At 56.1% G+C, this 24088-nt stretch carries 25 protein-coding genes; 3 read left to right on the top strand and 22 right to left on the bottom strand.

Annotated elements, in window-relative coordinates; genetic code table 11:
* Positions 1-785, top strand: a 785-nt coding sequence (locus MV985_RS06065; RefSeq protein ID WP_297464346.1) for a TCP-1/cpn60 chaperonin family protein, incomplete at its 5' end; no start/stop codon positions are given.
* 67 nt (positions 786-852) lie between these two features.
* Here MV985_RS06065 and MV985_RS06060 read toward each other — a convergent pair.
* The 4 genes from MV985_RS06060 to MV985_RS06045 all read right to left on the bottom strand — a co-directional run bounded on the left by MV985_RS06060 (position 853) and on the right by MV985_RS06045 (position 5491).
* Complete coding sequence (locus tag MV985_RS06060; protein WP_297464344.1) at positions 853-1446, bottom strand: hypothetical protein; 594 nt, start codon at positions 1444-1446, stop codon at positions 853-855.
* Positions 1447-1539: 93 nt separating this feature from the next.
* A complete protein-coding gene (locus MV985_RS06055; protein ID WP_297464353.1) occupies positions 1540-3513 on the bottom strand; it encodes an IGHMBP2 family helicase in 1974 nt (657 codons plus the stop codon).
* A 113-nt stretch (positions 3514-3626) separates the two neighbouring features.
* Positions 3627-3818, bottom strand: coding sequence for a hypothetical protein (locus tag MV985_RS06050; protein ID WP_366085262.1), 192 nt, complete (start codon positions 3816-3818; stop codon positions 3627-3629).
* A gap of 428 nt (positions 3819-4246) precedes the next feature.
* Positions 4247-5491 (bottom strand): hypothetical protein, encoded by a 1245-nt coding sequence (locus MV985_RS06045; RefSeq protein ID WP_297464342.1) that lies wholly within the window; start codon positions 5489-5491, stop codon positions 4247-4249.
* A 186-nt stretch (positions 5492-5677) separates the two neighbouring features.
* Between MV985_RS06045 and MV985_RS06040 the strand changes: the two genes are divergently transcribed.
* Positions 5678-6277, top strand: coding sequence for a lamin tail domain-containing protein (locus tag MV985_RS06040; protein ID WP_297464350.1), 600 nt, complete (start codon positions 5678-5680; stop codon positions 6275-6277).
* A gap of 4 nt (positions 6278-6281) precedes the next feature.
* Here the strand turns inward: MV985_RS06040 and MV985_RS06035 are convergent, their stop codons facing one another.
* Positions 6282-6434: a hypothetical protein gene (locus MV985_RS06035; RefSeq protein ID WP_297464340.1), complete on the bottom strand. Its 153-nt coding sequence runs from the start codon at positions 6432-6434 to the stop codon at positions 6282-6284.
* 139 nt (positions 6435-6573) lie between these two features.
* Between MV985_RS06035 and MV985_RS06030 the strand changes: the two genes are divergently transcribed.
* Complete coding sequence (locus MV985_RS06030) at positions 6574-6849, top strand: TonB-dependent receptor (RefSeq protein WP_297464338.1); 276 nt, start codon at positions 6574-6576, stop codon at positions 6847-6849.
* Here the strand turns inward: MV985_RS06030 and MV985_RS06025 are convergent.
* The 17 genes from MV985_RS06025 to MV985_RS05945 form a co-directional block, all read right to left on the bottom strand.
* Positions 6804-7559, bottom strand: a complete 756-nt coding sequence (locus tag MV985_RS06025) for a DUF2101 family protein (protein WP_297464336.1) — start codon at positions 7557-7559, stop codon at positions 6804-6806. The genes MV985_RS06030 and MV985_RS06025 overlap by 46 nt on opposite strands.
* 4 nt (positions 7560-7563) lie before the next feature.
* Positions 7564-11139 (bottom strand): DUF2341 domain-containing protein, encoded by a 3576-nt coding sequence (locus tag MV985_RS06020; RefSeq protein WP_297464334.1) that lies wholly within the window; start codon positions 11137-11139, stop codon positions 7564-7566.
* Positions 11136-13220, bottom strand: coding sequence for a hypothetical protein (locus MV985_RS06015; protein ID WP_297464331.1), 2085 nt, complete (start codon positions 13218-13220; stop codon positions 11136-11138). The genes MV985_RS06020 and MV985_RS06015 overlap by 4 nt, the downstream gene beginning before the upstream one ends.
* A 1-nt stretch (position 13221) precedes the next feature.
* Positions 13222-15060 carry a hypothetical protein gene (locus MV985_RS06010; protein WP_297464329.1) on the bottom strand — a complete coding sequence of 613 codons (1839 nt, stop codon included), beginning with the start codon at positions 15058-15060 and terminating at the stop codon, positions 13222-13224.
* Positions 15057-15593 carry a hypothetical protein gene (locus MV985_RS06005; protein WP_297464327.1) on the bottom strand — a complete coding sequence of 179 codons (537 nt, stop codon included), beginning with the start codon at positions 15591-15593 and terminating at the stop codon, positions 15057-15059. Before MV985_RS06005 ends, MV985_RS06010 begins: the two co-directional genes overlap by 4 nt.
* A complete protein-coding gene (locus MV985_RS06000; RefSeq protein WP_297464325.1) occupies positions 15568-16020 on the bottom strand; it encodes a hypothetical protein in 453 nt (150 codons plus the stop codon). The genes MV985_RS06005 and MV985_RS06000 overlap by 26 nt, the downstream gene beginning before the upstream one ends.
* Positions 16020-16733: a hypothetical protein gene (locus MV985_RS05995; RefSeq protein ID WP_297464323.1), complete on the bottom strand. Its 714-nt coding sequence runs from the start codon at positions 16731-16733 to the stop codon at positions 16020-16022. Before MV985_RS05995 ends, MV985_RS06000 begins: the two co-directional genes overlap by 1 nt.
* A gap of 38 nt (positions 16734-16771) precedes the next feature.
* On the bottom strand, positions 16772-17401 hold the full coding sequence (locus MV985_RS05990) for a hypothetical protein (RefSeq protein ID WP_297464321.1): 630 nt from the start codon (positions 17399-17401) through the stop codon (positions 16772-16774).
* Positions 17398-18492, bottom strand: a complete 1095-nt coding sequence (locus tag MV985_RS05985; protein WP_297464319.1) for a cell division protein FtsZ — start codon at positions 18490-18492, stop codon at positions 17398-17400. Before MV985_RS05985 ends, MV985_RS05990 begins: the two co-directional genes overlap by 4 nt.
* A gap of 6 nt (positions 18493-18498) precedes the next feature.
* Positions 18499-20691: a prenyltransferase/squalene oxidase repeat-containing protein gene (locus MV985_RS05980; RefSeq protein WP_297464317.1), complete on the bottom strand. Its 2193-nt coding sequence runs from the start codon at positions 20689-20691 to the stop codon at positions 18499-18501.
* A 65-nt stretch (positions 20692-20756) separates the two neighbouring features.
* Positions 20757-21758 carry a 4-demethylwyosine synthase TYW1 gene (gene twy1, locus MV985_RS05975; protein ID WP_297464348.1) on the bottom strand — a complete coding sequence of 334 codons (1002 nt, stop codon included), beginning with the start codon at positions 21756-21758 and terminating at the stop codon, positions 20757-20759.
* A 44-nt stretch (positions 21759-21802) separates the two neighbouring features.
* Entirely contained in the window at positions 21803-22411 is a 609-nt protein-coding gene (locus tag MV985_RS05970; RefSeq protein ID WP_297464315.1) for a HemK2/MTQ2 family protein methyltransferase, read from the bottom strand.
* A gap of 35 nt (positions 22412-22446) precedes the next feature.
* Entirely contained in the window at positions 22447-22617 is a 171-nt protein-coding gene (locus MV985_RS05965) for a 30S ribosomal protein S27ae (protein WP_297464312.1), read from the bottom strand.
* A gap of 10 nt (positions 22618-22627) precedes the next feature.
* Entirely contained in the window at positions 22628-22924 is a 297-nt protein-coding gene (locus MV985_RS05960; protein WP_297464310.1) for a 30S ribosomal protein S24e, read from the bottom strand.
* The gene (locus MV985_RS05955) at positions 22914-23447 is read right to left on the bottom strand and encodes a GTP-dependent dephospho-CoA kinase (protein ID WP_297464308.1); all 534 of its coding nucleotides are present in this window, start codon (positions 23445-23447) and stop codon (positions 22914-22916) included. The genes MV985_RS05960 and MV985_RS05955 overlap by 11 nt, the downstream gene beginning before the upstream one ends.
* Positions 23444-23632, bottom strand: coding sequence for a transcription elongation factor subunit Spt4 (gene spt4 / locus MV985_RS05950; protein ID WP_297464306.1), 189 nt, complete (start codon positions 23630-23632; stop codon positions 23444-23446). The genes MV985_RS05955 and spt4 overlap by 4 nt, the downstream gene beginning before the upstream one ends.
* Positions 23633-23635: 3 nt before the next feature.
* On the bottom strand, positions 23636-24088 hold a 453-nt coding region (locus tag MV985_RS05945; protein WP_297464304.1), incomplete at its 5' end, for a DNA-directed RNA polymerase.

Raw genomic sequence — 24088 nt, 5'->3', positions numbered from 1 at the left:
TAGCCGAGACCGGTGCGAACGTTGTCTTCGTGCAGAAGGGCATTGACGACCTCGCCCAGCACTACCTGGCCAAGTACGGCATAATGGCGGTGAGAAGGGTCAAGAAGAGCGACATGGAGAAGCTCGCCAAAGCAACAGGAGCTAAGATCGTCACCAACGTTCGCGACCTTACCAGCGAAGACCTCGGTGAGGCCGAGCTCGTCGAGCAGAGGAAGGTTGCCGGCGAGAACATGATCTTCGTTGAGGGCTGCAGGAACCCGAAGGCTGTCACAATACTCATCCGCGGTGGTACCGAGCACGTGGTTGACGAGGTTGAGAGGGCTTTGGAAGATGCAGTCAAGGTCGTCAAGGACATCATAGAGGACGGCAAAATACTCCCGGCCGGAGGTGCCCCCGAGATCGAGCTGAGCATTAGGCTCGACGAGTACGCCAAGCAGGTCGGCGGAAAGGAGCAGCTCGCCATCGAGAACTTCGGCGAGGCCCTGAAGGTCATACCCAGGACCCTGGCTGAAAACGCCGGTCTCGACCCCATCGAGACGCTCGTGAAGGTTATAGCGGCGCACAAGGAGAAGGGACCGAACATAGGCGTCGACGTCTTCGAGGGCGAGCCGGCCGACATGCTCGAGCGCGGTGTCATTGCCCCGCTCCGCGTTCCAAAGCAGGCCATCAAGAGCGCCAGCGAGGCTGCAATAATGATCCTCAGGATAGACGACGTCATAGCGGCGAAGCCCAGCAAGTCCGACCAGGGAGGAGGAAGCAACGACTTCGGAGGCGACCTCGACTGAAGGCTTTAGCCCCTCTTTTTCCATTAACCAGTTTTGGCCCCTGTTCTCCCATCCCGGATTTTGGAGTTCACTTCTCCAAGACTTCTATCTCATCCTCAAGCCTCTTCAGCTTCCCCTTGAAGCGCCTCACCTGCGCATTGGCGAGGTTTACAATCCTCCCGATGTACTCCTCGCTTACCCACAGTTCCCCGTCCTCACCGAGCGGGACGTCCATTCTTTCCGTTGAGCGGATCTCCACGAGGAGCTTCCTGTGACTGACGCTCTTTATGCTGGAGTACTTGAAGCCGAGGCCTATCGAGAGGTTGAGCAATTTTACGGCGTCATCCATCGTCCTCGCGGCGACGTGGAGAATAGGACTTCTAACGAGGAACCAGAGCTGGCCGGATCTGTGCCTTCCAATGGCCTCAAAAACTTCCTCGATGAAAACTTCCCTGTGCCACTTGCCGAGCCAGACGGAATTGAGTTTGTCGCCGAAGTGCGGCATCTCCATGACCGATATCCTGCCCGAACAGGAGGAGGTGGTGAAGTAGTTATCGAGGGCGTTAATCTTCTCCAGGAGCGGGATTATATCCCTATCAACCCTGTCCTCGGCTAAAGCTCTGCTGAGGCCGGCCATGGCCATCTCTTTCTGCCCCTCAAAGTTCTCCGTGTAGAGGAACATGGTGGCGGTTGGTTGTGGATATTTTAAACTTTAACGCCCGAGCGGGGGCCCTGAGGGCTCATCCGCCACAGAGCGTCCTCCATGTTACGGCCTTTAAACCAGGGTTTTGGCGTCGACGGTCGTTTCTCTCTTTCTCACGAACTCGATAAGCCTCTCGTAGGTCGGATGCGTCCTCAGGGTGGAGGAGTCCCCCACGAGGATGAGCTTTCTCTTTGCCCTCGTCAGGGCAACGTTTAGGCGCCTTAAATCCTTCAGAAAACCGATCTCGCCAAGTTCGTTCGATCGAACGAGGGAGAGCACTATGGCCTCCTTCTCGCGTCCCTGGTAGCCATCAACGGTCTTTACCTCAACCCCATCCGGCAGGAGCGAGCCTATTAAATCCCTCTGGTCGTCGTAGGGCGTTATGACCCCGACCCATTCCGGTTTAACGCCCATCTCCAGGAGCCCATCGACGGCCTTCTTAACCAGCTCCGCCTCAACGGGATTCTCACGGCTCTCACTTCCGCGCCTCTGCCTCTCGAATCGATTTTCAAGTGCCGCCGTGTCAACGAAGACGAGAACGTTCTCCGGCTCCAGGACGTCCTTCCAGGGCCCGTCTTTTTCTGGATCCCCAACCCCCAGGTCGGCGAGCGTTATGTTCTTCACGCTCTCGTCAGCCACGACCCTTCCTTCGTAGAACTCCCTGCTCGGGAACTCCATCAGCCTTTCGTTCATCCTGTACTGAACCGTGAGCATCTCGCTCTTCCAGGGGTATCGCTCGATGAGACCCTCGAAGAGTGTTTTGCTCAGCTCTTTAGCCCTCTCGCTCAGTATCGTTGGGGGAAGCTGTTTATGATCTCCGGCAAGGATAAAGCGCTTCGCCCTGTTTATGGGGATCAGAACGCTCGGTATCGTGGCCTGGGAGGCCTCGTCAATCACCGCGACGTCGAACTCGCCGTAGTCAACCACCTCAAGGGCAGCGGATGAGTTAGTCGTCAGGAGGACGTCCGCCCTCTCTATGATATCCCTGGCTATCCTCTCCTCAAGCCTTCTCGCGTCCTCGAAGACCTTTCCAACCCTTTCGTTGAGTCTGATCCACTCGGCCATCTCACGGATTAAGCGAGCTGGAACGCCCCTGACCCCTATTCCCTTCTCCGCAAGCCGGAGTATCTCGCGGTCGCTAAGTCCCCTCCGGTATTTAGGCGCGGGTCTGGTGAAGGTATCGCGCTTCTCCTTGAGGGTCTGGGCCATCACCCTCAGGTCCCTAAGCTCGCCGTAGAGCTCGTGCTGCGTTATGAGGTAGGCAAGGGTCGTTTCATGCAGAGCCCTGGAGACCCTGCTGGGATGCCCCACGCGAACGATTCTGAGGTCGGAACCAACGAGCTTCTCCACCAGGTTGTCAACGGCAACGTTGCTCTCCGCCGTGGCCAGGACCCGGTGGCCCCTCGCGACCTCCTGTCTGATAAGTTCCGCCAGGGTTCTCGTCTTGCCCGTCCCGAAGGGTCCGTGGATTAAAAAGAAGTCGGGGCTTCCAAGGGCCCTGGAAATTGCCCTCCGCTGACTCTCGTTTAGGTTCCTGTCAAAGGGAACGAACTCCACTTCTTCCCCCTTTTCGGGCTCCCTGAGACCCAGGTAGAACTCCAGGGCCTTTTTTCCACTCTCGTGAAGGTTTTCGAGGTTCTCAAGCCATCTCCTGAAGGTTATGTCGTTGGCATATAGATCAACCCTAACCCCCTTAAGGGCCCACTCTGGAACCGTTTCAAGGGCAACCGTGATGAAGCGCTTCCCCTTCTCCACGACCGTTCCAACGAGGTCGCTCCTGAGGGGATCCCCCCTGCTTATCACCACCAGATCGCCCACACCTATCTCGGTTTTTATCTCCCCATCGCGGCCGTACCTGACCAGGAAGTAGCCCAGCTCCTCCCCAACCACCTTTCCGTTCAGGTCAAGGATGGCCCTTCCTAGTTTTTCCCTCTCCCTCCCTGAGAGGCGCCGCATCTCCCGGCGCATGGCCTCTATCTCGGCCTTCCGCTCTAGTTCGACGAGTTCCTTGAGGCGTGAGATAAACCTTTCAAGCACCGCGTCCATGTCCACCACCGGAGTTCTTTGGGGGTCAGACCATGCGAGTGTCCTCACCCTTCGGACGAAACTTCCCTCATCATCCCCCGGAAGGCTACGGAAAAGGGGTTAAAAAGGTAGCCTCACCTGAGGCACGGGAGCATGTCCCGGTGGAGGGAGCGGAGGGTTTTCCAGTGGCGTTTGTCCAGCCTCCCGCCCCAGGAGACGCGCCGGTAGAAGAGTTCAAGCTCATTGAGAAGGTAATTTACGTAGTTCGCGCACTCATCACCTTCGATTTTCGAATCCTGGAGGAGTCTGCCCCTCAGAAAAGGCATGACCTCTGACGGCCGGCCGAGGGCGGCCCAGAAAAGACCTTCCCTTAGAATATCGTACAGGAGTTCTTCAAAATCCCCGGCGGAGGGTTTGGCCCTCCCCCCTTGCCACCTTCACGGGTTCGTACTCCATTGAAACCACCGGCATCCCCTCCATCGGGGGCTATTTTAGTCTTTTGGGAAAGAAGTGGAAATCGTGACAAACATAGAAAAGAAAAGCGGCAAGTTCCCGACGATTCGGCGGGTTCCAGGCAGTTCATCCGTCAGATCATCAGGGCTATAACGCCGAGCGCCGCAACTATCGGGGCAGCGTATGAGAGGGCTATCGCGAGCTTCCTCATGCCATCACCGTGCCCGGATGTATACATTTGTTTAAAAGCTTTACGTTTGTAATGATCACTCGATCCACATAAAAGTCAGATAAAGAAGGACTACCTCCGTCTGAGGAGGATTAATCCCCCCAGAACCGCGAGGATCACCGCGATGCTGCCGCCAAAGAAGGGAACCTGGTTCTCGGTGCTGACCTCCACCAGCGAGCCGTCCCTGGGCATGTACTCGCTCGCCGTCCAGTACCCGCTGGCTCCTGTTTTCCACAGGAGAGTGAAAGCCTCCGGAGAGCGCATGGGCTTGACCGCAACGAAGGGATAATTGTATGGGCCAGAGCCTGAAATCGTCCAGTAGTTTCCTGAGTAAGTTCCATCACGATTTAACTTTTCAACCACGAGCTGATTGTTTCCATTGGGATACGTCATTGCAATGTACTGAATGGCCCCGGCCGTGGTGTTCCACACTAGGTCAAGGCTTCCACCGCTGCCAGGATTACCCATTTCAGGAGGTGTTACATCTTCCGACGAACTAAAAGTTACTCCGTTGTCAATATTTATGGCCACTGTGTACCACTTGTAATCCTTATAGTAGGCCATTACAAAACCGTTTCCCCTTCCGACGATGGGAATCCTTCCCGTGGTGTTGGCGGGGTTTTCCAGTCTGGCAACGTAGTTTTTATCAATTCCTCCAGAAGACGTCAGACTGAATACGTAAACGTATACGTAGTCCCCACTCTCTTCGCTAACCCTGAAGGCCACTCCAAAGTATTTCCCGTCGAAGGCCACCCTTCTGGAGAGCGTTGTCAGGTAGTTAGGGTCATCCGGCTCCCAGAGAACACCATCTGATTTTATGTTACCGTTTTCATCCAGAACGGCGTACCTCAACTCCTTATTTGTGCCCAGGGCATAAACAACGACGAAGTAGCCGTAGCTGTTGCCATTTTCTATTACCACCCCGTATCCCGCCGCCAGCATGTTCCTGCTCACTGTGCTTGATGTGTAAATCGGAATCGACTCGTTTTGAACACTCCCGTCGTAATAGAGAATCGTCCCGTAGAGCCCTTCCCCAGTTCTCCAGGCGATAAAGTATTTGTTTTCCTCTTTTTGGGTTATGAAACCTCTCCTGGAGGCCAATGAGATTTTGTTGACAGCCCTTCCAGAGGTTACTATCGGAGACAGATTCTTCGCCACCGTGTTGTTTTTAATCCAATAAAGGATTCCGTTAAATCCTGAACTAGTGCCCCAGACCGCCAGGTAGTAGCCATCGTCGAATCCGTCCGTTTCTATCCTCCCGCTGTATCCACTCCCCAGTGTATGCGCCGCCAGAACGGTGGTGGAAAGGGACCCCATGAAGAACAGTACCAGGATAAAATGCACCTTTAACCAATCCATACAACAAATCGCCCCCGTCGTATTTGGTATATCTACAATATCTTGGTAATTCCTTAAATACCTTGCCCCCCGAACCAATACTTTTTTAAGAACATTCCTTCGGAACTTTAATGGTGATCCTTAATGGTGATCCGATTGAGGTGGATGGCAACTCTTGTCGTACTCTTTCTGATGGTTCCAGTGGTCAGCGCCTCCCCCCGTGTGATAATTAACGAAATAATGTACAATCCCGCGGACGGTAACTCGGACTACAGTGGAGAATGGTTGGAGTTGTATAATCCCAATGACTTTCCCATTAATCTCAGCAACTGGGTTGTTGAATATGATGGGCATCAAGAGTTTTTATTCCCAAGCAACGCCATTCTGCCTGAAAGGGGTTACTTGATCGTTTCTAGGGATACAGTTTGGTTCCAAGAGACTTATGGAATAGGTAACTTAGGTGATGATCTCTTTGGGAACCTAAGTTCCTATCGCTTCTCAAACACGGGAACACATTGGATCGCCATAAGGAACAACGAAAATACGGTTATTGACAACGTTACTTACTCCAACAGATGTCCCGAAAATTATACCATTGAAAAGATTGATGATCTAGGCTCAAGCGATGCCACCGGTGATAACTGGGCATGTAGCTTAGAAAACGGAGGGACCCCACTCCGACAGAACTCGGTTTACGTTCCTTTCCTCAGCGGTCTGCCCGTGATCCTGGTGATCGTTGCGCTGCTGCTGGCACGGAGGTGGTGATTGCCTACATCCGGTAGGTTATCAGCACCGTGTAGCAGCCCTTCTCATCCTCCTTTATCTCCACGGCCTTCAGCCGCATCCCGTATTCCTCAACCGCCGCCTTTACGATCCCCGGTAATTCCTCCAGAAAGGCCTTTTTCCTGAGCGTGAGTTCCATCGAACCACCGGCGTGAATCCTCTCTACACCTTAAAGGCTTTTACCCGGGATGGGGATCGGGCCCTACGTACTTTACGTACAGAGATTGCAAAATCGAAAACCTTAAAAGGTTCATGCACCTACGATCTTAGGTGATAACTTGGGGCACACGGTTTACTACCGGACGGACGTTGAGAGGTGGAAGGAATTCAGGGACTTTCTGGAGAGGGTCTGCTGGGGACTGGGCCTCGGGTTCCGCGGGGGATCTGAAACCGTCCGCGTAACCCCCACCTGTTCCGGGGTTGAACCCCTGGAAATAGCAAGGAGGGGGGAGGGCTTTGCAAAGACGAACCTGATCGAGCCGTGCCATTCCCTGTATCTCCTGATACTTCACTCGGTGGCTTCCTTTGGCTCTGTCTCGGTCTGGGAGGACTGATCGAGGTAGACCTCGATTATTCTCACGGGCCTCGCGCTCCGAAGGGTCCTTTCCTCAACCAGAATCTTCACAACCCTCCCGGGTTCGGCATCGGGAACGGCCGGAAGCCAGTGGTAGCCCGGCCGGACGTTGGCCGCTATGTCGTCGTAGACAAAGACCCTGACCAGGTCGTTCTTAACCTCTTCAACAATGCCGTAGGTGTAGTCGCGACCGTATCTGTGCCTGAAGTGATGGCGGAAGAGGGCAACCATAAGGGCAACCACGCCAACGAAGGCGTAGTAGTACTCGATCCTCCCGCCGATCCTTTTCAGGACACAGTAGCCCTCGAGTCCCGCAAAAACGAGGAGGAAGATACCCCTGTAGAACGCCCAGTAGGATTCGGAATCGATGAGGAACTCCCGATACTTCCCGAGGAACCAGCGGAGGTAGAGGGAAAAGGGAACCGAAAAGACGAGGACGAGCAGGGGATCGCCGGTTAAGACTGCCAGCAGGAAGCCCCCAAGGAGGTAGGCGAAAAACACCAGCTGGAGGTGGAGGCTCATCCACTCGTGGACGGTAAACCTGTTCCTTACGAGCCTTCGGGTCAGCCTCAGCCCCGGCGGCACCTGGGAGGGCCTGGGACGGACCACCTCCATTATGGCATCGGCCATCCTCCTCCAGAGCTTCTCCGCTCCCTCGCCGATCCTGTAGAGCAGTCCCCCGATGTCCATCCTATCACCCTTCGTAGAGCAGGTACTCCCTCGCCGGCCCCAAGAGCAACTCGGCCGAGCCGCCGTCGAGGAAGAAGGGTATTCCGGTCAGGTAGGAGTAGTCGCCGTTGCCCCAGGAGATTCCCCAGACCCTCCTACCCCTCTCGGCTTTTTGTGGATCGGAGAAGTAGTAGAGGAACCAGTAGTAGTCGGCCGAGGATATACTCTCATCCAGGGCCGCGCTGGGGTTCTTTCCGACGGCCTTCAGCGCCTCCAGGAACTTCCTGTCCACTGGAGTGTAGATGAAGCTCACGAGCCCTATCGGGGCCGGGTTGTCCCTTTTCGCCAGCCCGAGCTTCTCCTGCATATCCACCGCCCTGTCCCAGTAGGTTCCATTTTTCCCGGTAGTTGCAGGGTCGTATTTTCCTTCGAGCCTCTCGAAGAAGCTCGGCCCGTAGAAGACCGCGAAGTAGGCGTCGTTGCTTAAGCAATCCAGCAAAGGCTGGACGTCCATGGCCGCTGAAGCGTAGGCGTTCCACACGATCTCTCCAGGGGTCTCGAGGGTGTCAGAGAGCCCCGCGCCGCTCGCAACGTAGCTTCCTCCGACTATTATCCAGTCCACGCCGGATTCCAGGATTCCGATTCCGCCTATGGTGATGTTCCAGCTCCCGGTGAAGTCGCCCCCGTAGTCCACGAGGTTTTCACCCGTCACCCGCGTCAGCCTCAGCCCGGTTGGGGTGACGTTCATCTCGTAGCGCTCGAGCTTGCCAAGTGAGGGACTGTCGCTGGTCCTGGCGACAGCCTCCCAGTTCTTCAGTATTGCCAGTCCCATGTCGTTGGTGTTGTCCGTGCTCCCGGTCCCGAGGTACTCGAGGGGTTCGTTCTCGGCCTCGTGCTTCTTCATTGTCTCGCTGAGGTCGTTGAGGTCGAGGTACTTCCTCACGTAGATGAAGTCGTACTGGGTAGAACCCATGAACTGAACGAGACCTATTGCCGTGTCCCTCTCTGCGTAAATATCATTTACCCATCCGGAATAATAACTTACAGAATTTGTGTTTCCGCTCCACTTCCCGGTGAATGGCCCGCTCCCGTTCTGATACGTGGTGATATCAGCGTAGTGGTCACCCCTGAGACTATACCAATCCTCTATTGCTATCTCGACGTGGGTCCACTCGTCAGCTTGATATTCTCCTCCATAGGTATAGTAATTCCAATCCCCGGTTCTCACATTGAAGTCATACAGATGACCCCAAGTTCCCGAGTAGGGGTACACATCCTCCATCCATGCCCAACCCCTTGAATCCAGATACCACAGCCATCCCTGGTCGGCTGAGCTGCTAATTTTAACGCCCAGCCCGACGACGTAGCTGTAGTAGGGGAATCTCTTCTTGGTCCAGAGCCAGACATCTGCATCATCGGAATCGGAGTCCCCTTCCAGTGTTAGTGTCCCGCCCGAAAGGGTATAACTGCCTCCCGAATCCTGAGTGTTCCATTTTGTTGAGTCCAGGGAGTTTCCATTGAAGTCATCGAAGAACTCGAACACCTCCTCGCCGTCTCCCCCCGTGAGCGAGCCGGTGTTGTAGTATATCCTGATGTTCGCCCCTGCGTATGTATGTTGGATAACGTAGTAAAACTTCTTATCCTCTTTGTACTTTACCCTATAGGAAAGAGTTCCGTCTTCATTCGAAACCGACTTTAAGGCATATCCGTCCTCATCGTCGTCCAGACGGTTGATCTCGGAGTAGTACCTCTCCGTCAGGTTCACCTTCGCCCATATCAGCGCCCCGTTCTCGTTCCAGTACTCTATCCAGAAGGGCAGGGGGTTTCCTCTATCGTCGGTTACCCGTATGGCAGCTTTTCCACCGCTCGCCTCTATGCCCTGAACCGTCGAGGAGTTCAGGTATATGGGGACCTGGTAGTCCTCGTAAACAACAGTCGTTCCGTTTATCTCGGCCAGCTTTTCGTCGAGCCACTCCTTGGCCGTTTGGGCATCGCTCTGGGATTTTATGTATGCAGTATACCAAGTGCCCCTACGGGAGGAGTATCCCCAGTCTGGCCAGGACAGATAAACAAGGTCGTCCAGCTGGGAAACCGAACCACTATCTTCTCCAGCATCGAAGGGCCATCCTACAACCAAAGATCTATCACTGTATTTGATTTCTACCCCAATATAACTCTCCCCGCCCCCGCTCGGAGGCCTGTATATCCCCGCCCCCGCGTGGTTGTTGTTGACATCCATTCCCCAACGGATGAAGAAGGGGGGACTGAACGTTGCGTTCGAGATGACCGCGTTTACTCCTTTGTTGTTGGGGTTGAACTCCAGGAAGCTGTTTTCCAGGTTGCCGTTGAGGTAGTGCCACTTTGAGCTTTCGAAGTCGAAGTCGTCGATGAGGTAGAACAGGCTCCCCTCCATCCAGCCCCTCGTTTCCAGCGCGGGATTATCGGAGAAGTAGAGGGAGTACTTGTTTGTATCGGTTGTCCTCATCCATATCCAGGCTTTATCGGAGCCCCAGTGCTCTATCCAGAAGGGGACCTGGTTGCCGTTCTCGTCGTAGATCAGTATCGAGGCGTTTCTCTCAGTGTGGGCTATGAGGTCGTTCAGGCTCTTTCCGCCGTAGGTCTTTGAGGTGTCCAATATCAAGAGCGTGAGACTGTTGGGCTGAAATTCCGTTAGCGTGAAGTTCACCCTGTAGTTGTAGGCGGTGCTCACGTCGCCCCAGTCGCCGGTAGTTGTTGGAACGCTCACGTTGGAGAAGTAGAGGACTCCCCTGTCGTTCCGCCCGAATACCTCTGTGGGATCCGCGGAGAGGTCGAAGATCCTGGCGCTGGGGCTGCTAACCCTTATCTCATTCGGACTCACGGTTATGTCGCTGTAATAGTTCCCCACGTAGTACTTTGAGCTCGAGTTCCCCTTTCCGGTTATCGTCTTAACCGGCCTCACCCCGGTCCAGGCGTTCGAGTATCCGCACGAGCTCACCGTCCTGTGGTACTTGCCGTTGGTGTGGTAGCTGAAGAGGGGATCCTCGAGGCCCCGTATATCAACAACCGCGTAGACGTAGCCGTTCTCGGGTATGGAACCCGTGTAGAGCACGTTGCCGTTCATGTCCTCTATGAGGGCGCTCTTTATCCGCGCCTTCACGACAACGTGGAAGGAGTCCAGCGGTGAAACGGTGATATCGACCAGCGTTGAAACGTCCGGTGGATACTCCATCTCAAGACCCTCTCTCCTTAGCCTCTCCGAGATCGTCTTGAGCCAGTACTCTATGGTCTGGTTCTTCATTATGTCCGGGTTGCTTATCTCCACCGAGGTCCCCGTCAGCATGAGCTGGGCCATCGTGGTGTCCGCACTGGAGAGGAACCTGTTGCTGGTCGTCGTGTAGTCCACCATGGCCGCTAGAGCCCTCCTACCGGAGAGTTCGAGCGCGTGCCTGAAGTCGGCGGTCACGTAGGATAGAGCCCAGTCCAGCATCTCCACCCTGGTGTTCTCCGACTGGCCGGATATTATCCCCGACTGAATCCCGGTGTAAACCGTCGCGAGGATCATTATCGGGATTAAGAGGAGCAGGACTGTGGTGTTGAGCAGAAAACCCCTCCTCCTCATGGACCGGACCTCCATATTCTAACCGTCACGGGAACGGGCTTTGAAATAGTCGGAATGCCGCTTATACCTGAGAAGTCTATCTGGACGTCATCCGGTAGGAGCACCAGCAGGGGGTTGCTCCTGGATCCTGGCCTTCCCCCGTTCTCTTTGCAGAGCTGGGAAAACAGCCTGATTATCGCGTCGTCAGCCGCGTACCTATCGGGGTCGAGCTCGTCCACCGCGATGGACAGGTAAGGCGGATCCCCAGCGAGTATTTTTCTCTCCACCAGGTTGCCCTCAGGATCCTGAGCGTAGTAGGTAATGTTGTAACCTCTGTAATCGGGATAGCCCCTCATGAGCTCGTCGAACATATCCCCGTAGGGGGCGTAGGCCCGGAGGAAGTAGTAGATCGTCCCCCAGCTCTCTCCCCTTCTGAACCCGTAGTAGCCACCGCTCGCTCGACTCTCCGCGGTAAAGGTGTTGTCTTCACCGGGAACCATTATGGTATCGGTGTACCGCGAGTAGCCGTAGCGGTAGAGGTAGTACTTGAGGTGTGAAGTTTGCTGTATCACCGTCGTTCCGTCGGGGTTGCTCTCGGTGAATCTCATCGTACCCCTGGTTCCGGACCGGTACTGTATGGCCACCCAGTAGTCTGCATACCAGGGTATCGCCGTTGGCGGGAGGTGGTAGGTTACGGACATCGTTGGATAAACAGTACCGTAAGGATCCCCCGAGTAGGAGAAGTCACCGGGTTCAAGCGGGATTGATAGCGGTATAGCGTAGTTGAGATTCTCCAGATCGGACTTTACGTCAACCCTCACCCAGGACTCACCAAAACCGTAGAGGTGTCTCTCTCTCTTTGTGGAGGAGTACTCCGGATGGGTCGAGTCAGAGGGCCACGTCGAATCCACGGCGATTACAAAAGTGAAAGCCCTGCTGTTTAGCTCCCGGTAGTCGGACAGTCCACAGTTGTTCCTAAGGCCGCTCTCTATCTCCGTGCTGTTGAAGTAGACTATCCCTCCCCTGGGCCCCTTCTTCCCCACAAGGCACGTACTGTTGCCCTTGTCGTAGTAAAGGTTTATCGAACTCACGCCCGAGACCGTCAGGTAGACCTCGATTCCCCTCACCTCTCCGGTGGGAATGACCGTGACGAACTGGACGAAACCGTATTTGCTCGTGACATCGTACAGGTCCACCTCGTTCGGGTCATAGAAGTCCGTACTGTTGGTATCGTAGGAAACGAGCAGGACGCTTCCACTACCGAATCCAACCTCGTTGGCATCCCAGTCGCTCTCGATTGTGAAGTTTAGAACGTTGGTACCCGGAAGAATGTAATCGCTCAGATCAACCCGGGATCCGTCTCCGAGGCTGGCACTGTAGCCGCTGGGGTCTATTTTCAGCTCGATGCGGTTCAGCCCGAGGTTCCTGGCGTAGAAACCCCCCCTCGCATCTATGCTTGCTGCATCGTTGGGGAGCTCCACCGGTATCCCGACGTGGAGTGTGTTGCCGTAACCCCTGGCAACGAGCCTCTGGATCCCTATGAGCCTGGAGTACCTGTGACCGGCGTACATCAGGTAGGCCCTGGCCATGTACCCCAGGGGCTTTTTACCCTTCGCGAACCCGCTTACGAGCATTGTGGCGGAGGACACCTCATCTATCCCATCGGGCGTCCCCTCGGAGGCGATCTTAGTGGAGTTGATGATGACCTCGTACCCGTAACCCGGGAGTAGCCGGGAGATTACCTCCGTTAGTATCGTTTTCGCGTCTTCATCAAGACCCAGGTTCCCGTAGCCCGGTGCCCGGGAGAGGGCCCAGTATGTGAGGGCTATGTCCAGGGGACTCATCGAAGGATTCACCAGTTTTGGATGCAGAACCCCTCCGTTAACCCATCCCTCTATGGTCTCCTCCGGCACCAGCTGATTGAGGGGTACCCTTTTGAGAACGCCCAGAAGGGCGTTGGCATCCTGAAGGTTCTGGGCGCGCAGGGAGGTTTTGTACACATCCTTCACGTTCTCCTCCACGGAAACCAGACTGACCAGCACCACGGAAACAAGAAGGAGTGAGAGCAATGCATCAATCGTGAATATGAAGCCCCGTCTCACGTCAACCACCCCAAACCCATATTCTGACTATCGCCGGCTCCATACGGGGCCCCAGATGGGAGGAGAAGGTTCCGGTGTCGGTTATGGAGAGCGAGGGGAAGGTGTTGCGGTAAACGATCATCCCCACAGATCTTTCCCGCTCCCCGTTACCCAGGGGGTGGAAGAGATCCATGACCGGAACCTCAACGCCCCTTTCATTGCCAGAATACCTCCTCGAGATCATCGTCACGCTACCCGCGACGTTCCAGAGTGCAGCCGTCACGTTTGAGGTCCGGGTTTTCCACACGCCGAGAACTCTCAGCCTTCCCCCGTCGTCCACGAGCAGTATCGCGTACCCCTCATCACCGGACACGGTTATTTTGAACTTCTCTTCCAGGGGGGGCGAAGCCGTCATCACGTTGTAGAACAGCCTCTCCCCTTCGGCACCTGCCCCAACATCAAGGGATCCGGGGTATCCACTGGCCTCCATGAAGGTTATCATCCGGGACGAGACAGCCCAGGGGGAATTCTCCCTCCTGGCTTTAAGGGTGGCGAGCGTTGTATCGGATGGCCTGGCTCCCACTTCCCCATCCAGCCCGGCGATAACCGTCGTGAATCTCTCAAACCTCCCGTCGAATATCCCCCCCGAGGTGTTCGCTTCGAGCTCCGCCGGGAGGTGATAGTCCCCTTCGATTCCGGTGATTTCTAGGGGAAGTCCGCTTCCTCCGCAGAAACGGAACCCGGGAGGCTGCCAGTCCGAGGGAAGTTCACCCCCCGTTACCAGCCAGGTGGTTCTCGAATCCCCCTCAATAACGTGAGTCTCACCGATGTAAACGTCATAGTCGCTGCCCCTCTCCTGTATCTGAACCCTGTCGTCCGCGGATTTCCATGCCGAGCCGTTCCAGTAGTACCAGGAGGAGAGGCTTTTGGGGTCTCCCGTCAGCGCGTACCAGTCACCACTGACCAGGATGAAGATGTGACCTCCGATGGTCTGGATGAGGATGTTGTTGTTCGATCCGTTTTTGAGGTCCAGGACCGGTTCCTCCGTGGATCCGAAGACGTAGATATTCCGTGCCTTCAGATCAACGGTTACGCCGTTTTCAACGCCGCTGATCTTGATTCCACCGGCTATGTAGACGTCCCCGTAGGAGTTCTTAATCGCCCTGGATCCGTCGTTTATCAGCAGCACGTCTCCAAGCACGGAGAGAAAGCCGTAGGTCCCGGTTTGACTGCAGGTTCCACTGAGAAGAACTTCCGATCTGCTACCATCCAGCAGGACGCTGCCCTTCACGCATATGGGACAGTGGGATGAGAGGGTTTCATTACGGAGTGTTAGCAGGTCACAGTCAATCAGCGCGGGGCCGGGATCGTTTTCGTATTTTATTTCCGTGGCGTTGCTGCAGTCGTAGAGGGTGGTTTCCATGACTTCGCCGTCCCCGCCAAAGGGATTCCACTCGTAGTCAATCGTAACGTTCCAGTAACCGGTGTAGAGGACGAGCTCGAAGTCGTTCCCCATGCTCAGGTTCAGCAGGTCGTCAACGACCCTTCGTTTAACCTCGTCATCTTTTCCCAGGATCTCGAGGAGTTTCTTCACCTTTTTCTCGGCTATTCCCCCGTGGTGACCGGCGAGTCCAACGTGCTTCAGCGCGGCAGGGTTTTCCTCCCAGTCCGCGGGAACACCGGGAGTTTTCACCAGAACATCGAGCATGTTGTCCGCTACGTTGGCCCTCTCGTACCAGTTGACGAGTGAGGTTATCTCATACTTCAGGTTATCGGAGGCCGACGCGAGCGTACCCAGTATCATTATAACGAGGACCACGGATATGAGCGCGTCCATCGAGAGTATCTGGCCCCGTCTCACCCTACCACCCTCTCCCGACCGTTGACGGTAACGTCGAAGATCACGCGCTTCCCCAGGTAGTACAGGCGGTAGGTGTTCTTGGACACCTCCACCAGCTCCGCGCCCCTTATCTTCGACAGGTACAGCTGAAGGAACTTACCGATGTTCCTGGCCAGAATCCCGTCCAGCTTTGCATCCTCGCTGGAGCGCACGAAGGTCAGCTTCACGATTATCCTGTCTTTTCCATAGTCTATTGACATCGAGGTGAGCCTTATCTCCGCGCTCCGGTAGTTCAGGAGACTCCCGTTGTTGATTATCCAGCTCAGCTTGTCGTAAGCCCTCACGTCCTCCCCGCTGTCCCACCTGACAACCCCCATGTTAAGGAAGGAGGTGGCCTGGCTCACACCGTCCCTCACCGCTGCCGCGAACACCGTCTCGGAGCTCTCCTGGGAGTAAGGGGGGATGAGCAGGATTATCCCTGCTAACATTACACCGAATATGAAGAGCATCTCCACCGCCGTCTGGGCCCTACGGCCTGTTCCCCGAAACCTCAACGTCCACCATCCCCGTGGTTTCGTTGTAACTGGCTATTATCCAGAGCGAGGGGTCGGTCGCCGTCAGCTTCACGGAGGTTTTCTTTGATAGCGGAACCGGGAGCCGCTGTGCCACCCTATAGCTCTTTCCCCCGATCCACGCCGTTACCACAAGAGCGTTCGTGCTGTTGTCGAGGGTTACCCGTACGTTTTCCCCGGGATGGAGCTTGAGGGGGACTTCCTTTCTAACCGCAAAGCCTCCCCCCGAGGAGTAGACCTTCACCACGGAGTCCCTCAGCTCAACTGCGAAGACCTTGAGCTGAGCTGTTCGGTCGATTACCCTGGCCCCCTCCATCTCCTGGGCCGAGAGGTTGATCAGGCTGACCACCGTGAGCATTACGAGCGTTACCGCAAAGAGAAGGTCTATGCTTATCTGTCCCCTTCCCATCATTTCTCACCGGGGTTGATGTTTATCCGGAGCACGTCGTTCTCCTTGTCGAGAACCCAGAGGTTCTTCTCATCAGGATTCCACTCGACCACTATCGTGAGATGGGATGGCAATTCAGAGGGCTTCAAAGAGACGCCGTAGACGTAGTACTCATCCTTCGTTTTGTTCTTAAGCCCGCAGAGACTGAAGAAGGGAGTTGGAAGTGGGCTCTCCAATATGAAGATGGTGGTGGTTTTGTCAGGCAGGACGAGCCACGCATCCGACTCGTTGCTAAGCCTCCTGGGAAACAGCGAGCGGGTGAAGAAGGCGTTCTTGTTTTCGCCATCGAGATGGATCATCCCACTATTAGTCTCGTTGATGAAAAGAACGTAGGTGCCATAACCTCCCTCGGGAAGGTTACAGTACGTTATGAAAAGCTCCGGATTTCTGAGTCCCGATGCCCTTTTCACGTACTCCTCGTTCTTCAGGTAGGTGAACCTGAAGGATGCGGTCGCCTTGGAACCCGGCCCCTGGGCGTAGACCTGGCTTATCGTGTTGGAGATGGCATTGGCAAGGCCCTTCTCCTCGAGGGCTACCTGTATCTTGAGGTTCTCCGCCGAGGGGGAGCCCTCGCTGAAGGAAACGTTCCTAATGGAGTAGAGCAGGAGAATCATGAGTAGGCCGAAGACGAACAGGAACTCCAGCGAGATCTGACCCCTTCTCTCACGCACCATGTTCCCACCGTTCCAGGAGGAGTTAATCGGGAGAGTATTTAATGATTGCCCTCCCCCTCCCCGGTCCGAACAACCGCGAAGAGACCCGTCCCGAGTTTCATTGTTTTCACCCCGAAGTAATCGCCGCTGAATATCTTAAACCGGTAGCGCTCTGGCCGGAGACCGTGGTTCCTCACGAGTTCGCGGAGCTCGTCAATGAAGAACTGGGTCAGCTCGTAGTAGATCAGGTCGAGCCGGCTCTCGGTTCCATCGCGGATCATCAGGACCAGCGGGAGGAGGGAGAGGCCCAGGAGAAAGTAGGGATCACCGGTAACCACGGAAACCGCGACCGTGATGATCAGAACACCCCCAAGGACGGCGTATCCCAGTTTTTCCCTCAGCCGGAGTTTTTTTATCTCCCTCACCTTCTCCTCCCAGATGTCCAGCAACGCCGGATTGTAGAAGTCGAAGGCGGTGTGGCGCTTCCCCTTTGCCAGCCTTTCCCTTATGAGGTCGTCCCAGTCGTCTCTGTAGTACACCACAGCCCCCCTCAGCCTCGCGCGCTCGGCATCTAGGGAGGAGATTATTCTGATAATGTCCTCGGCGCTCTCGTGGGCGATGTGGGAGTAGATTTCTTTCTCGTCGAGGTCGAGGGCAGCCTCCACGGAGTCCCTAACCGGCTCGGTCATTCTCCCCCCTCCAGGGGATAGATGTCATCGAAATCTGGCAGGCCTCTCAGGAGTTCTTTCTTCCTGGTTTCCGCCTCCTCCCTGGCCTCCATGAAGGAGCGGGCGTATTCCTTGGCAGTCCTGACTATGTCCTCGATGCTTTTACTCTCGTAGATCCCGCTGAGGAGGGTAACCACCTCAACCTCCCTCTCGCGCGGGTCTGGATAGAACCCCCTGAAGATCTGCTTGCCTCTGATTTTGCTCGTGAGGTAATCGAGGGCCTCAAAGATGTCGCTCGCCTTGAGAACCTCCGGCGGCCCGTGGATTGCAACCAGCCCGTAGAGTGCTGATTCTATGTTCGCATCGAGGTAAAGGCCCTCACTCTCAAAGGACTTTATGATGAGTCTGGAGAGGCTCTTTACTCTATTCGCGTCGGCCTTGGCGTAGCCCACAGTGGCGAAGCTGCCGAAGGCCTTGAGCACGAACTTTAAATCGCTGGCATCCAAAGTCTGTTCTCCTGGAACGTCCACCAGAGCTAAGAGAGAGGCTATCCTCTCGACTATCGTGTAGTTGATGCGCTCGTAGGCCCTGCTTATGTCATCGTCCCCCTCCTTCAGCTTGTTGTTGTCTATCGCGATTATCGAATCCGCTATCTTGGAGAGCTTGTCTATGGTTATGGCCGCGTTTATGGTGGGCCTTATGCCCTCCTCCCTGAGCGGAAGGGCACCTATGGCAACCACCAGGGAGTCCGGGTACTCCTCCTTTAGAGCCTCTGCCAGAACCGGCGTTCCTCCTGCTCCAGTCCCGCCGCCGAAGCCGAAGGTGAGGAAGAAGACGTCAATGTCTTCGTAGCCGATGATGGAGTTTATCTTGCGCATCACCATTGGTAAATCGCGCTTCATGGCTTCTCTGCCGAGCAGGGGGTTCGCGTTCACCCCCTTCCCGCCCGTGATGCTCTCCCCGATGAGTATTCTCCGGTCCTGGGGGATGTGCTTGAGGTACTCCAGATCACCCCGGGAGGTGTTTATCGCCAGGGCCTCGAAGTCAACAAGGGAAAAGAGGTCGGCGATTTTGGTGCCGCACTGGCCGACCCCTATGATTAGAGCCCTCAAAGGTTATCACCCCACGGTCAGCAGTCTTACCCTGTCCCCTTCCCTCACGAGAACCATCGCGCTGCCGCTTATGTACTCAACGAAGCCCGTGGTGAAGACCTCGATGGCAATGTCCTCTGTTGGCGGCGAGTAGAAGACAAACAGCACCACTCCCCCGGGCGTTTTTCCGGGAACGAGCACGACGGAGGAGTTTACGGGAACAGTTACGTTCCCAACCGTGACGCTCCCGTTGTTGAGGTGGAACCTGAGGTAGGGGTTGTACTTCCGCACATTGTAGTCGCCGAAACGGGCTATGACTATGTAGTTCCCGTAGCCGATCTCCGTGGTGTTGGCGACCACGAACCGATCGCCGAAGTCCTCCCTCAGCGCGGCGAGTATTTCGGAAAGGCTCCGGTTATCAAGGTGGGGTGCAATTACCTCGAAAAGGTCGGTGTCAAGGGCGTTTCTAACGTCATAGAGGGTCACCTGCGGCACGTAGTGGAACCTGCTGAGGTACAGTACGGTGAAGGCCGTCTCAATTGGTCTGCCCTCTATAAGGCCGCTATCCCTTGCGTTCATCACGAACTCGAGGGTTTCACGGGTGTAGTTGTAGCCGTACCTGGAGAGCAGATCGGTGGCACGGACCGTGAGCTCGACGCTCGGCCTTCCCCAGGAGTCCCGCCAGTAGGCCCAGCCACCGTCAACCCTCTGGTCAACGAGCCACCTGAGGTGGGGTTCGAGCTCCTCCCGGGTGGCAATGCCGTCGAGGGCCTCAAGAACGGTTACAGTGGTTAGCACGTCAGGTTTGAGCATGTAGGAGAAGTGGGGCGTCGTTACGTAGGTTCCCCAGCCGCCGTTGCTTATGCTCAGGAGCCACTCCACGGCGGCCTGGATGAGGGGATCGTTGGCAGGAACCCCCAGATCGCGAAGGGCCCTCACGGCTAGCGCGGTGTCGTAGGGCTGCGGGCCGAGGGCCCGGATTCCCCAGAGGCCACCGTAAAGCTGGGCGTTCCTTACTGTCTCAATGGCGCTTTTCTTATCTTCGTCGCTCAGGAGGCCGTGACGGAGGAGCGTCTCCAGGGCGTAGAAGTAACCAGGGGTGATCCTGTCGTTCTCTCTAACCCAGAGGGAGTCCGCGGCGAAGGCTTTTTCCGTCCAGTTGAGGGCCTTCCGAATGCTCTCATTGGTCGGATAGCACCTCTCGATTGCCAGGAGGGAGTAGTGGGTGGCCTTCTCGTTGCTCGGGCCGTTTACCACCAGCCCCCAGCCTCCGTCCGGGTTCTGCATCCCCTTGAGATCATCGCAGGGCATCGCGTAGGGGTTTTCAGGGGGTTCGGAGGGCCTCCTGTGCATCGGCGTCGCGAAGGCCATCAGCGCGTAGGCCGTCGCAACTATTGAATCGGTGGAGGAGAGCATCCTCACGGGGTTTGCCCAGAACATCGTCTCGTTGGTCACATGGGCGGTCTCACGAAGCTTCTTCAGAGCCCTCAGGGTGTCGAAATCGGCGGGGGCAACGAGAACGAGAGCGTAGGTGAGCATCGCCCTCTCCTTTGGGAGGGGATTACCCTGGAGGAGGGTTTCCCTTATCGTCTCCACCGTGGAGTCATCCACCCGGTAGCCCAGGCTGTGGAGGGCTATCGTTCTCAGGGCCAGGAACTCCAGCGGGGAAATCTCGCAGGGCTCAGCGTCCTTCAGGTAATCCACTGCCCGCGACACCATAGGGTCCCAGGGGCCGTAGCCGGCCTTTCCCAGGGCCCAGAGCGAGACAACCGTGGGGTAGCAGGACTCCCGCGAACCCTTGACGTATCCCCAACCCCTTCCGGTGAAGGCGCCCCTTATGTATCCAATCCCCCTCTCCGCCGCCCTCTCGACGGGATCCCTCTCGTCGGGTCCGAGGTAATCCGCGACAGTCTCAAGGGAAACGACGGCGTAGGCGGTGTCGGGGACGTTGCTGGTCGAACCGGGGAAGTAACCCCATCCCCCGTCGGGATTCTGCCGCTCCAGAAGGTTTCCGGTCATCTCCCGGATCTCGTCGGCAAGTGCGCCGTTCAGATCCCTGTCGGCCAGGGTTAGCGCCATGAGACTAAGGCTCAGATCCTCGGTCCTGTTGCTGTAATCCTTCGTGATGAGCAGGAACCTCGCCGGACCGTCTATAACGCCGGCGTTCACAACCGGAATCAGCATGAGAACCATAACCATCGCGGCCAGAATTCTCCTCATACCTCACACCCCTGGCCTAACTCTTGGGACCTGGAATAAATAAACTTTTCCAAAAGAAGGGGAGATCAGGCCCTTATGAAGCGACCTTCCATGCCACGGCCCTTAGGGTCAACGTCGTCGCGCATTATGAGCACGACCCTGCTGGGCCGGTACTCGTCCTCGAGGTGATAGCCGGGCAGGTATTTCAGGAGTTCCTCGGCGAAGGCTTTGATCTCCTCGTGGCGCGGCATGTTGTTGATGGTCAGCCTGTTCCTCGAGAAGCCGACGAACATATAGGCCTTTGCCTCGACGAACATGGGGTTTGCCATCTTAATCAGCCTGGCGTAGCCCTCCGGATTGCCCATGTTCTCCCCCTTGACCAGCGTCATCCTTATTACCGTTCTCGTTGGGAGTCCATTCATGAGTTCGAGCGTTTGCTTTATCCTGTCCCAGCCGTCCGGAATCATCGGAACGTTCACGCGGTTGTAGGTCTCGATGTCGGGAGCGGTCAGGGAGACGTAGAGCTGGGTCGGGAGTTTATCTTCCTTCTTCATTTCCTCGATTCTCTCCGGAACGGTGCCGTTGGTGACTATGAAGGTTGTGAAGCCCCTCTTATGGAACTCCTCAACTAAATCCCCCATGTAGGGGTAGAGCATCGGCTCTCCGGAGAGGCTTATCGCTGCGTGCCTTGGATTCCAGGCCTCCTCGAACTTCTTCATGTTTATGCCCGGCATGCCCTTGTAGCCGACGAGGAGCTTCCTCTGGGCCTTGATGCTCTCCTCGACGATGAACGCTGGATCATCCCAGGGTTGCGGAAGCTCGGTTCCAAGGAAGCCCTCCATCGGGCGCCAGCAGAAGATACAGTTGTGGGTGCACCACGCCGTAACCGGCGTCATCTGGAGGCAGCGGTGGCTCGCTATGCCGTAGAACTTCTGCTTGTAGCAGAAGCGGTCGTGCTTCAGGCTCTCCTTGAGCCAGTGGCAGAGCTTCACCGAGCTGTGCCTCCCAACGAGCGCGTAGTGCTGCTTTTTAAAGAGATTGGCAATCTCCTCCGGCATGTTGGGGTTTGACTTAAACGTTATCGCCATTAGCCTCACCTAATCCCTCTCTGGGCTGGAGTTGGGGGAGGCGTTTAAAAAGGTGATGGGGCACTTTCGTTCCCCGAAAGGGGACGGGCGTTTATCAGCACTATGTCCTCAAAGAAAACGTGCCTCTTCGCGGCAACCTTCGCGGTAAATCCTGCTTTTTCCAGTCGTTCAATGGTTTCCTCAACTCCGGTTATCGAGCTCTGGACTATCTGGACCGTTCCCCCCGCTCTGAGGTAGTCCGGCACTTCCTCGATGAACCTATCAAGGACTTCCCTTCCGGTTTTTCCACCCACGAGGGCCAGATCTATGGGTTCTTCCGGCTCGCCCGGCAGGTAGGGGGCGTTGAAAGTTATAACGTCGAACTTTCCAGAAACGTTCTCAAAGAGGTCGCTCACCCGGAACTCAACGTTTCCAATTCCGTTCAGCCTGGCATTCTCCTCAGCGAGCTCGACCGCGATCGGGTTTATATCAACGCCGAGGACGTGGCTGGCCTTCCTCGCCATCAGGAGCGCTATAAGCCCCGTGCCCGTTCCAACATCGAGGGCGATATCGTTTTCCCCAACGGCAAGGTTCTCGGCGAGGAGAAAGGTGTCCTCGGCGGGCTCGTATACCTGGGGGTGGAGCTTGAGCTTGAGGCCGTAGTAGGAGGGCATCAGAAACACCTAAAAGGATCAGGGAGAAAAAGAGATCACTTCTTCCACTCGGTGTAGCCGCATCTTCCACAGGACCAGCGGTCCTCGTGGTTGGCCATAAAGACACCGGGCCCACAGCGCGGGCAGAACTTGTTCTTCCTGATGACCTTTCCGCCCTTAACCTCGTAGAGCTTCCACTTCTGGCTGGTCCTCTTCTTCCTCGCCATCTAAACCACCTCACTCCTCCTCCTTCTGGATGAGGCCATCCCTGACGAGAATGTACTCGGGCTCGATATAGAGCATCCTTTCCCTGTCATCGTAGGCCTTGGCGTAGCCCTTCGAGACGTTGCTGCCGAAGTAGCTCCTGATGTACTGGAGGACAACCTTCTCCGGGTCGAGGTCGAGCATCGCGACGAGCTTACCCTTCACCGCTTCCCTGCTCGGGGTGGGCTCGCCCTCGTGGAGTATGTCAAAGTATATCTCCTTTCTCCCGAGGAGCCTGTTCTCCCTTATCTCGGTAACCCTAATCTCCATCGTGAACCACCTCCATCTTCGACATGAGCTTCCCGCACCTGCGCTTGCATTCGGGTGTTACCCTTATAAGCACTACTCCCTCGTCCGGCTGGCCGTAGAGCACGACCGAGCCGATGGGGGCGTAGAGGACCGCCGGAATGGCAGCCAAATCTTCCTCGCCGTCCACCACTATGCGGACGCGCCTTCCCTTCCCGGCCAGGCCAAAGCCCTTTCTGATCGCGTTTAATAAAGCTTTCGTTATCGTCCCCGGGGGATTCCTGACCGTTATGAGGAGGGCATCGTCGTCTATCTGGGGAGTATAGTCCCTCCTCTTGGTCCGGTGGTCGTACACGGCAAGGTCCGGCCGGATTCCAAGCTTCAGCACGTTCTCTGTAACGACGTCGCCCACGGTCACGACAAGCTTTCCCTCAAGCTCATCCCGGATCCTGCGGTAAGGCTCGGGTATCTCCCCGCGTATCAGTCTCCCCAGCGGGCGCTTAAGCTCCCCTCTGAGTTCGGGCGTTAGCCTGAAGTACGGCATCATCTGACCCTTATCGCGTATTTGCCGGGGACCTTAACCCCGAGTTTCTGGGCTATCCTGCTCTTCTCGGGTTCGACTATTATGACTAAATCAAACCACTCCTCGCTGAGATCCCTGCTGCCGCAGACCGGACAGCGGTCTTCGGTGGTTATGTAGTGGCAGTGCCTGCAGGCGCGCTCCTTCGCCATGGATCACGCCTCCCTCTCCTTGCGCTTCTCCTTCTCGATCCACTCCCTCTTACCGAGGCCCGGCTGCCTCATCGTGAGGCCTATCTTGTTCTCCCTTATGACGCGGCTCTTGACGCTTATCGCTATGATCCTGGCCCTCACGTAGTCACCGAGCTTGAGAACGCGCTTGGTTTCTTTGCCTATGAACTGCTTGTTCTTCTCATCGAAGACAACGTAGTCGTCCATGAGCTGGCTGATGTGGACGAGACCGTCCATCGGGCCTATCCTTATGAAGGCACCGTAGGGAGCAACATCGATGACCTCGCCCTCAACCACTTCGTGCATCTCCGGCTTCCAGACGAGGACGTCAAAGAGGACCTCGTGGTAAGTTGCCCCATCACCTGGAACGATAACGCCCTGGCCGACCTCCTCGACCTCCATGACGGCCAAAATAACCCCCTCGTCCCTGTCATAGAT

Origin of the sequence: Thermococcus sp., assembly GCF_027012695.1 — an archaeon.
Lineage (GTDB): Archaea > Methanobacteriota_B > Thermococci > Thermococcales > Thermococcaceae > Thermococcus.
This window is presented reverse-complemented; position numbering and strand designations above follow the sequence as displayed.